This is a genomic window from Burkholderia sp. WTPI3 (genome assembly GCF_021483755.1).
In the GTDB taxonomy this organism is placed as follows: Bacteria; Pseudomonadota; Gammaproteobacteria; order Burkholderiales; family Burkholderiaceae; genus Burkholderia.
On sequence record NZ_JAGIXF010000145.1, the window covers coordinates 1 to 9,905 of the forward strand.

The window sequence follows — 9,905 nt, forward strand, 5'->3', positions numbered from 1 at the left end:
ACATGGCGACGATGCTCGGCTTCCTCGCGTTCGACGCGAACGTTGCACAGCCGGTGCTCGATACGCTCGTGAAGGAAGTGGCCGACCGTTCTTTCAACTGCATCACGATCGACGGTGACACGTCGACGAACGACTCGTTCATCCTGATCGCGTCGGGCAAGAGCACGTTGCCCGCGATCACGTCGACCGATTCGCCGGCCTATGCGGCGCTGCGCGATGCGGTCACGCAGGTCGCACAGGTGCTGTCGCAACTGATCGTGCGCGACGGCGAAGGCGCGACGAAATTCATGACGGTGCAGGTCGAAGGCGGCAAGAGCGTCGCGGAATGCCGCCAGATCGCGTACGCGATCGGTCATTCGCCGCTCGTGAAGACAGCGTTCTATGCATCCGACCCCAACCTCGGTCGCATTCTCGCGGCGATCGGCTATGCGGGCGTCACGGATCTCGACGTCGGCAAGATCGATCTCTATCTCGACGACGTGCTCGTCGCGAAGGCTGGTGGCCGCAATCCGGCCTACCAGGAAGAGGATGGCCAGCGTGTGATGAAGCAGAGCGAAATCACGATCCGCGTGGTGCTCGGCCGCGGCGACGCGCAGGCAACCGTCTGGACGTGCGACCTGTCGCACGATTATGTGAGCATCAACGCGGATTACCGCTCCTGATCGGGGCGCTCGAACGACATGGACAAGCTCGAACAGTTTCTGACGCGCGCGGAAGCGCTGCTGGGCCGCCTCGAGGGAATGCTGCCGCCAGCGCCGGCAGCGGTCGACTGGCATGCCGCCACCGCGTTCCGCTGGCGCAAGCGCCAGGGGCGCGGCTATCTGCAGCCGGTGTCGGCCACGTCGTCGATCACGCTCGACGACCTGCACAACATCGATCGGCAGAAGGGGTTGATCGACCAGAACACACGACAGTTCGTGCAGAGCAAGCCGGCGAACAACGTGCTGCTGACCGGCGCTCGCGGCACCGGCAAGTCGTCTCTGATCAAGGCGTGCCTGAACGCGTATGCGAAGGACGGGCTGCGCCTGATCGAAGTCGACAAGGACGACCTGCACGATCTGGGCGACATCGTCGATCTGATCTCGCAGCGTCCGGAGCGGTTCATCGTGTTCTGCGACGACCTGTCGTTCGAGGACGGCGAATCGGGCTACAAGGCGCTGAAGGTTGCGCTGGATGGTTCGATCGCCGCGCAGTCGGACAACGTGCTCATCTACGCGACGTCGAACCGCCGCCATCTGTTGCCGGAGTACATGAGCGACAACGAGTCGTACAAGCATCTGCCGGACGGCGAGATCCACCCCGGCGAAGTCGTCGAGGAGAAGATCTCGTTGTCGGAGCGCTTCGGCCTGTGGGTCAGCTTCTATCCGTTCAAGCAGGACGACTATCTCGACATCGTCGGGCACTGGCTGCGTCATTTCGGCTGCCCGGACGCGGAGATCGAAACGGCGCGCGGCGATGCGCTCGTCTGGGCGCTCGAGCGCGGGTCCCGCTCGGGGCGGGTCGCGTGGCAGTTCGCACGTGATTGGTCGGGCCGCAAGGAGCAGGCATGAGCACGGATTCCGCAGCGGGCGCCGTGGGCGGTCGCAAGGTGACGGAGGTCGCAGTCGGCGTGATGGTGCAGCCGGATGGGCGGTATCTGCTCGCACAGCGGTTGCTGGGCAAGCCGTACGAAGGTTACTGGGAGTTTCCGGGCGGCAAGCTGGAAGCCGGCGAGAGCGTCGAGGACGCGCTCGCGCGCGAACTGCACGAGGAACTCGGCATCGTCGTCACGGCGAGCCATCGCTGGCATACGCTCGAGCACGATTATCCGCACGCATACGTGCGGCTCTATTTCTGCAAGGTGACGGGCTGGACGGGCGAGCCGCACAGCAAGGAAGGGCAGGCGTTCGTGTGGCAGCAACTGCCGGTCGAGGTTGCGCCGCTGTTGCCGGCGGCGCTGCCGGTGCTCGAACTGCTGGAGAAGGAAGCGGCGTCGCAATGACGCCGCGGCGGCCCGCCCGAAAGGCGGGCCATATCGCTGGCGGGCGGGTTCGCGTGCCGCTCAGCTGTCGCGACGGCCGTCGGTGCCGTCTTCCTCGGACGACGGGCCTTCGTCGGACGATCCGCCGATCCGGTACTTTTCCGCGGCCCATGCGCCGAGGTCGAGCTGCTTGCAGCGGGCCGAACAGAAGGGACGGAACTGATTTTCAGGCGTCCAGCGCACTTCTACGCCGCACGAAGGGCATTTCACAACGGTAGTCATACGAAACGTCGAACCGGCACGCGGTCGTTACAGATTGCACAGGGTCAAATGGAATGGCACGTCGATGTCCACCGCGCGCGGACGCACGTCGCCGTCCTGCATGGTGAACCGTACCCAAAGCATGTATTTGTTCGCGCTCGCTTCGGGGATCACGCGCAGTTCCGGCGGCACGCGTACCTGCATCAGCTGGTAGGTGCGCCCCGACAGCATCTGCTGATAGCTGCCCTGCATCGCCATCACTTTCGACGCCTGTCCCGATTCGCGCGCGAGCCGCAGCACGATCGTCGCGGCGTCGCGCAGCGGCAGCAGCGGCATGATCCATTTCGCGATGTCCTGGCGCCGCTGTTCGGCGGGCCATTGCTGCCACGCATAGTAGGACGGCAGATCGAACTTGCACGTGCCGCCGGGAATCACCGCGCGGCTGCGGATGCTGGCAAGCCACTCGTTGTCGACCAGATGTTGCCCGGTCTTGCCCTGCATCTGCGCGAGATTGGCGAGCGTCTGCTCGATTTCGCCGAGCACGGCTTCGAGTGCGTTCTGTTCGATACCCGGATTGCCGCGAAAGGGGGCGAGCGTCTGGCGTTGACGTTCGAGCTCCTTCATCAGATCCGATTTCAGATCCGCGCGGCCCGTCACCTCGGCGATTTCGAACAGCGTCGTCAGCGCGATGTGGTGCTCACGCGGGTCCTCCTGAGCCAAAAAGAACGCGAAGCGCTCGAACAGGTCTTCGAGGCGCAACAGCGTGCGAATTCGCTCGTTGAACGGATACTCGTAAAGAATCAAGCGCGCTCGCCTCTCGGGGTAGGGATTGAAACAATGCAGGACATTCTAATGCTCACTCTCTACCCTAGCAACGCGCCAATTTCGTACACCATCACGATCGCGCATGCCGATCAGCGCGCGGCGGCCGCGAATTCGAGATAACGTTGGTGCAATGCGTCGACTTCGGCGGCGAGCGCATCGGGTGTCGTCGCGTCGTTGACGATCACGTCGTCGGCCGCCGCGAGACGCGCTTCGCGTGTCGCCTGCCTTGCGATGATCGCTTCGACCTGCTCACGCGTGAAACCATTGCGCCGCATCACGCGCGCAATCTGCGTTTCTACGGAACAGTCGACGACGAGCACACGATTGCTGCGCGCCTTCCAATTACCTGACTCCACGAGCAGCGGTACGACGTAGATCACGTACGGGCCCTGCGCTTCGCCAGCTTCGCGATCGGTCTCGGCGCGGATCAGCGGATGCGTGATCGCTTCGAGACGCCGGCGTGCATCGTCGTCGCTGAAAATCAGTGCGCGCATCCTGGCGCGATCGAGCGAGCCGTCGGCCGCGACGAAATCCGGCCCGAATGCGTGCTCGATCGCCGGCATCGCGAGACCGGCCGGAGCAGTGATGCGGTGCGCGATCAGATCCGTATCGACGAGCGATGCGCCGCGCGCGGCGAACAGGTCGGCGACGGTCGTCTTGCCGCTGCCGATGCCGCCGGTGAGTCCTATTGCAAACATGTGAGCCTCCGCCGGGCCGCCACAACGACGCGAATCGCCTCGCCTCGACGCAGCGAACGATGCGAATGCGGGCGGCGTGTCATGTCAGCCGCCGAGCGCCGAATAAAAAGGGGTACCGAAAAACAGTGTCGCGACGCCGCCTGCTGCCAGGAACGGACCGAACGGAATCGGCTCCTCGAAGCGCATGCGGCCGCGCCACGTCGCGATGAGCCCGACGATCGCGCCCGTCACCGCGGCGAACAGCACGACCTGCGGCAGTGCGGCCCAGCCCATCCATGCGCCGAGCGCGGCGAGCAGCTTCAGGTCGCCGAAGCCGATGCCTTCGATCCCGCGCAACCATTTGAACAGCCAGTAGATCGACCACAGGAACAGGTAGCCGACCATCGCACCGACCACGGCTGAACGCAGCGACGTGAACGTGCCGCCGAGGTTCAGTGCGAGTCCGGCCCAGAGCAGCGGCAGCGTCATCGAATCGGGCAGGTAGCCGGTCCGAATGTCGATCGCGCTCATCGCCAGCAACGCGGCGCATAAACCGAACGCGGCGAATGCGGCGCCGGTGGGGCCGAACGCGGCGAGCGAACCGGCGGCGAGCAGCGCGCCCGCGAGTTCGACGAGCGGATAGCGCACGCCGATCGCGTGGCCGCACTGCCGGCAGCGCCCGCGCAATATCAGATAGCTCGCGAGCGGGATGTTCTCCCACGCGCGCAGCACGTGGCCGCAATGCGGGCATGCACTGCGCGGGCGCCACAGATCGTAGTGAGCCGGATAGCCGTCGTCGGGTGCGGCACGCGTGTTGCCGGTCGCTTCGGCGATTTCCGCTTCCCACGCTCGCTGCATCATCACCGGAATCCGGTGCACGACCACGTTGACGAAACTGCCGACGCATAGACCGAGGACGACGGCGAACGCGTACCGTACCGCGGGCGGCAGCAACGCCAGCGCGAGCAGCGTGCTGTCGGGTGAATCGAAAACGGTGTACAGGGGCGCGGGCGTCATGGGCTCGGGTTGGAACTTTAAAGGCGACAGAGTCGGTTGCGATGCTACACCACGTTGCCGAGCTGAAGGATGGGCAGATACATTGCGATGACGAGGCCGCCGACGAGTGCGCCCAGCACGATCACGATCAGCGGCTCGCCGAGCGCTGCGATCGCGTCGAGGCGAGCGTCGAGCTGGCGTTCGCATAGCGTCGCGATGTCGGCAAGCATCGTGTCGAGCGCGCCGGTTTCCTCGGCGACGGCGATCGGCTGTACCACGTCGTCGGGGAAGCAACCTGCTTCTTGCATCGCGTCGGCAAGACGCGCGCCGCGCAGCACGCGTACCGCGATGCGCGCGGTGGCCTGTTCGAACACCGGGTGGCCGGCCGTGCGTTCGAGCGTCGCGAAGGCATCGGCGAGCGGTACGCCGGCGCCAAGCAATGTCGCCAGCGAGCGACACCAGCGCGCGGCCTCGAACCGCCTGAGTGCGCTGCCGAAGAATGGCGCATCCAGCAGGCGCCGCGCGAGCGCGTAGCGCAGCGCCGCCGAGCGTCGCAGCGCGTGATGTGCCGCAAGCCCCGCCGCTGCCGCGGCGGCGGCGAACGTGCCGCCCCATGCCGCCGTCGCGGATGACAGCGCGAGCAGGGCACGGGTCGGCGCCGGCAGCGCCGCGCCGAAGCCGTCGAAGATCTGCCGGAACGTCGGTACGACCCACACCATCAACGCGGCCGAGATCGCGAGCGCGAACAGGATGACGGCAGCCGGGTAGGCCAGCGCGATCCGCAGCTTGCGCCACTGGGCATCCGCACGTTCGCGATGCTCTGCGACACGCGTCAGGACGGTAGCGAGCGCACCCGATGCTTCGCCGACTTCGATCAGTTGCCGATACAGCGTGCCGAACTGGGACGGATAGCGTGCGAGTGCGGCGGCGAAGCGCTGGCCGCCGACGATTTCGCGCGCGAGGCCCGCCGCGATGCGCGGCAGCCCGTCACGCGTGCGCGTGCGGGCGAGCATGTCGAGCGACGGCGCGAGCGGCAGTCCGGCTTGCAGCAGGCTTGCAAGCTGGCGCGTGAAGCGCGTGACGTCTCGTGCGCCGGCTGCTGGCGGCCGGGCCGTGCCACGCACGTCGAGTGCCAGCACCGCGATGCCGTCGCGCGAGAGCGCCGTGCGCGCTGCGGCCGGATCGAATGCGATGACGATTCCGCTGCATCGCGTGCCGTCGCGGCGACGACCGCGCCACCTGAAGCGGGTTTCGGAAGGCGGCGTGCGCATTGCGATTACGCGTCCGGGGTCGCGGCGAGTGCTTCTGCCATGCTCGTCGTGCCGTCGCGAACGTGCGCGAGCGCGGCATCGCGCAGGCCGAGCACGCCCTCGGCCGCCGCGCATTGCGCGAGCGCCCCGACACTCGCGCGCGCCACGATGCGCTCTGCCATCTCCGCTGAAACCGGCATCGTCTGATGCAGGCCGATCCGGCCGCGATAACCGATGCCGTGACAGGCGGCACAACCCCGCGCGACGAACGGGCGCCAACCGGATTCCAGGGCCGCCGAATCGCAGCCGGCTTCACGCAGCACGCACGCGGGTGCATCGGAGCGCACACGACACGCGATGCACAGACGCCGAACGAGGCGCTGCGCGGTGACGAGGCGCAACGCGGCCGCGAGGTTGTACGGCGCGACACCGATGTCGAGCAGTCGCGCGACGGCGGCCGGCGCGTCGTTCGTATGCAGTGTCGACAGCACGAGGTGGCCCGTCTGCGCGGCCTTGATCGCGACGTCGGCCGTCTCCGCATCGCGAATCTCGCCGACCATGATGACGTCCGGGTCCTGCCGCAGCAGCGCGCGCAACGCGGTCGCGAAGGTGAGGCCGGCCTTCTCGACGACGCCGACCTGGTTGATGCCGTCGAGCTGGATCTCGGCCGGATCCTCGACCGTGCATACATTGTGTGCGTCGCGGTCGAGCATCTGCAGCGCGCAGTAGAGCGACAGCGTTTTGCCGCTGCCGGTCGGCCCGGTGACGAGCACGAGGCCGTGCGGTGCGCGTATCGCAACCTCCATTGCAGCCGCCTGCCGTGCGTCGAAGCCGAGGCGCGCGAGCGTGAGGTCGGGCGGCAGGGTTTCCAGGCGACGCAGCACGAGTTTCTCGCCGAACAGCGTGGGCAGAGAGCTGACCCGATAGTCGCCCCGCATGCCGGCGTCGACCGCAATGCGCAGTCGACCGTCCTGTGGGAGCCGGCGTTCGGCGATGTCCATACGCGCGAGCACCTTGATCCGCGTGACGAGTGCGTCGCGCAGGTGAGCGGGCGGTCGCGCATGTTCATGGAGTACGCCGTCGATGCGCAGACGGATGCGCCAGCCGGATTCGAACGGTTCGACGTGGATGTCGGATGCATCGCGCACGCGGGCTGCGTGAAGCGTGTCGGTCAGCAACCGGACGGCGGGAGAATCGTCGAGCTGCGCCGCATCGAGCGGGCGGGCGCGCGATGCGGGCAACGTGTCGGGGGGAGCAGGCGACCGCTCGGTATGCAGCGGCGCCGCGGGAGAATTGAAATGCATGTGAGCCGGCGTGTCGGACGCCTGTTGATCGTGACCGGTAAATGATCGCGGATCGTCGGCGGCGCCGGCAGTCGACCGTTCGGCTAGTGCGCGGCGGCGCGTGCGCGCGTGCCGCGCGGCTTGAAGAGTTTGACGGTGCGCACGGCCTGATCGTCGCTGCGCATCACCTCGAGCATCACGTCGCGGATTTTCAGGCACACGTCGCCTTCCGGAATTTCCTCGAGGATTTCGAGGATCAGGCCGTTCAGCGTTTTCGGCCCGTCGGTCGGCAGTTGCAGGTGCAGCCAGCGGTTCAGTTCGCGCAGCGGCATGCTGGCGGCGACGATACATTCGCCGTTCTCGTCCCAGCCGCCCGCGCGCTCGCTGCGCGGCATCGACGTCGTGAATTCGCCGATCAGTTCCTCGATGATGTCCTCGGGCGTGACGAGGCCTTCGAGTTCGCCGTACTCGTTGACGACGAGCGCGGTACGTTGCCTGCTTTCCTGGAAATACTGGAGCTGCTGAACGACCGGCGTGCCCGACGGCACGTAGTACGGTTCGGCGAGCAGCGTGCGCAGCGTTTCGCGGTCGAAATCCTGGTTGTGCAGCGCGGTGAGCGTCTTGCGCACGTGCAGCACGCCGAGCACCTTGTCGATGTCGCCCTCGTACACGATCAACCGGTTGTGATAGCAGGTCTCGAGCTGGTGCAGGACGTCGTCGAGCGGCGCGTAGAAGTTGAGCGACTCGATCTGGCGGCGCGGCACCATCACGTCGTCGACGGTGATGTTTTCGAGGTCGAACAGGTTGAGCAGGATGCTGCGGTGCTTGGTCGGCATGAAACTGCTCGACTCGAGCACGATCGCGCGCAGCTCGTCGGCCGACATCCGCTGGTCGCGGCCCTTCTTCGTGTTGATGCGCAGCACCCAGAGCACGCCGTTCGCGAGTGCATTGACGAACCAGACGACCGGCTTGAACACGCGCATGAGCGGCGCGATCACGAGGCTCGCAGGTAGCGCGATGCGCTCGGGATAGGTCGCGCCGACGATCTTCGGCGCGATTTCCGCGAACACGATGATCAGGAACGCGACGACACCGGTCGCGATCGACAGCGCGAGGTTGTTACGGCCGAACGTATGCAGCGCGAGCGACGTCGTCAGAACCGGGATGATCGTGTTGAACAGGTTGTTGCCGATCAGGATCACGCTGAGCAGCAGGTCGGTGCGGGTGAGCAGGCCCTGCGTGGTCTTCGCGCCGAGCACGCCCTGGCCGGCGAGATGCTTCAACCGGTGACGGTTGAGCGCCATCATCGCGGTCTCGGAAATGGAAAAGAAGCTGGAGCAGAGGAGAAGCAGGAAGACGGCGCTGATTTGCGCCCATAAGGGAATTTGGTCCACGCGTCGGAAAGGGCAGTGAAGGACAGGAATGGAGGGAATATAGCAGAGGCCAGTGGCCGGGATGTGTCGCACATGGCGCGACGGCCCGTGCGAACGGGCAAAAAAAAACCGTGCACATGGTGCACGGTTTTTTCAAAATCTGGTCGGGGTGAGAGGATTCGAACCTCCGGCCTCTACGTCCCGAACGTAGCGCTCTACCAGGCTAAGCTACACCCCGATTTTTTGCCCTTCCAACTTCGCAGTTTTCGTTTGGATCGCTGCGTCGTCTCAAGCAAGAACGTAACTATAACGATGTTTTTTCCAAAATGGAATACCTTGATGAAGAAATTTTTCGAGACAAGGTATCGCCTTCGATTCGCGGCGCGTTTACGACTGCCGCGACGTCGAGTACGAGCACAGCTCGAGCAGGCTTTCCTTGTAGATCGAATCCGGGAACGCGGTGATCGCGGCCGCCGCGGCCTGTGCTTCCTGGCGTGCGCATTCGAGCGTATGGTCGAGCGCACCCGAACGTGTGATCGCGTCGAAAATCGTATCGAAGCGATCGGTGCCGCCCTGTTCGATCGCTTCGCGGGCGAGCGCGGACTGTTCGGGCGTGCCGCGTTCGATCAAATAGATGAGCGGCAGCGTCGGCTTGCCTTCGCGCAGATCGTCGCCGGCGTTCTTGCCCATCGCCTCGGCCGTGCCCGCGTAGTCGAGCCAGTCGTCCATGATCTGGAATGCGGTGCCGATGCGGCGGCCATACTCGGCCGCGGCAGCTTCGGTCGGCGCATCGGCGCCCGAGAGCACTGCGCCCAGTCGTGCCGATGCTTCGAACAGCTTCGCGGTCTTGTAGCGGATCACCTGCATGTAGCGCGTCTCGTCGACGTCCGCATCGTGCATGTTGAGAAGCTGCAGCACTTCGCCTTCGGAAATGATCGTCGTCGCTTCCGACAGGATCTCCATCACGCGCATCTTGCCGACGCCGACCATCATCTCGAACGAGCGCGAATAGAGATAGTCGCCTACCAGCACGCTTGCCGCGTTGCCGAACAGCGCGTTGGCCGTCTGGCGACCGCGGCGCAGTTCGGACTCGTCGACGACGTCGTCATGCAGCAGCGTGGCGGTGTGGATGAACTCGACGACGGCAGCCAGCACGTGCCGCTGGTGCGACGTCTCGCCGAGCGCGCCGGCGACGAGCAGCAGCAGGGCCGGACGCAGCCGCTTGCCGCCCGCACCGATGATGTACTCGGCGATCTGGTTGATCAGCAGTACGTCGGACG

The 9,905-nt window shown here is 65.7% G+C and carries 11 protein-coding genes and 1 tRNA gene; 3 read left to right on the forward strand and 9 right to left on the reverse strand.

What is annotated here, in order from left to right; translation table 11 throughout:
• From J7024_RS35035 to J7024_RS35045, 3 genes are all read left to right on the forward strand, one after another.
• The coding region (locus J7024_RS35035; protein ID WP_234745913.1) for a bifunctional ornithine acetyltransferase/N-acetylglutamate synthase at positions 1-662 on the forward strand (662 nt) is incomplete at its 5' end.
• An 18-nt stretch (positions 663-680) separates the two neighbouring features.
• Positions 681-1,550, forward strand: coding sequence for an ATP-binding protein (locus J7024_RS35040; RefSeq protein ID WP_124827223.1), 870 nt, complete (start codon positions 681-683; stop codon positions 1,548-1,550).
• Positions 1,547-1,981 (forward strand): NUDIX domain-containing protein, encoded by a 435-nt coding sequence (locus J7024_RS35045; protein ID WP_234745914.1) that lies wholly within the window; start codon positions 1,547-1,549, stop codon positions 1,979-1,981. The genes J7024_RS35040 and J7024_RS35045 overlap by 4 nt, the downstream gene beginning before the upstream one ends.
• 60 nt (positions 1,982-2,041) lie before the next feature.
• On the opposite strand, the gene J7024_RS35050 is transcribed toward J7024_RS35045, so the two are convergent.
• The 9 genes from J7024_RS35050 to J7024_RS35090 all read right to left on the reverse strand — a co-directional run.
• Entirely contained in the window at positions 2,042-2,242 is a 201-nt protein-coding gene (locus J7024_RS35050; RefSeq protein WP_124827221.1) for a DNA gyrase inhibitor YacG, read from the reverse strand.
• A gap of 27 nt (positions 2,243-2,269) precedes the next feature.
• A complete protein-coding gene (gene zapD, locus J7024_RS35055; RefSeq protein ID WP_124827220.1) occupies positions 2,270-3,025 on the reverse strand; it encodes a cell division protein ZapD in 756 nt (251 codons plus the stop codon).
• A 110-nt stretch (positions 3,026-3,135) separates the two neighbouring features.
• On the reverse strand, positions 3,136-3,744 hold the full coding sequence (coaE, locus tag J7024_RS35060; protein ID WP_124827219.1) for a dephospho-CoA kinase: 609 nt from the start codon (positions 3,742-3,744) through the stop codon (positions 3,136-3,138).
• Positions 3,745-3,828: 84 nt separating this feature from the next.
• Entirely contained in the window at positions 3,829-4,740 is a 912-nt protein-coding gene (locus J7024_RS35065) for a prepilin peptidase (RefSeq protein ID WP_124827218.1), read from the reverse strand.
• A gap of 44 nt (positions 4,741-4,784) precedes the next feature.
• On the reverse strand, positions 4,785-5,990 hold the full coding sequence (locus J7024_RS35070) for a type II secretion system F family protein (RefSeq protein WP_124827217.1): 1,206 nt from the start codon (positions 5,988-5,990) through the stop codon (positions 4,785-4,787).
• A 5-nt stretch (positions 5,991-5,995) separates the two neighbouring features.
• On the reverse strand, positions 5,996-7,273 hold the full coding sequence (locus tag J7024_RS35075) for a GspE/PulE family protein (protein ID WP_124827216.1): 1,278 nt from the start codon (positions 7,271-7,273) through the stop codon (positions 5,996-5,998).
• A gap of 83 nt (positions 7,274-7,356) precedes the next feature.
• On the reverse strand, positions 7,357-8,646 hold the full coding sequence (locus tag J7024_RS35080) for an HlyC/CorC family transporter (protein ID WP_124827215.1): 1,290 nt from the start codon (positions 8,644-8,646) through the stop codon (positions 7,357-7,359).
• Positions 8,647-8,786: 140 nt separating this feature from the next.
• Positions 8,787-8,863 (reverse strand) — tRNA-Pro (locus J7024_RS35085).
• A 149-nt stretch (positions 8,864-9,012) separates the two neighbouring features.
• On the reverse strand, positions 9,013-9,905 hold an 893-nt coding region (locus tag J7024_RS35090; protein WP_234745915.1), incomplete at its 5' end, for a polyprenyl synthetase family protein.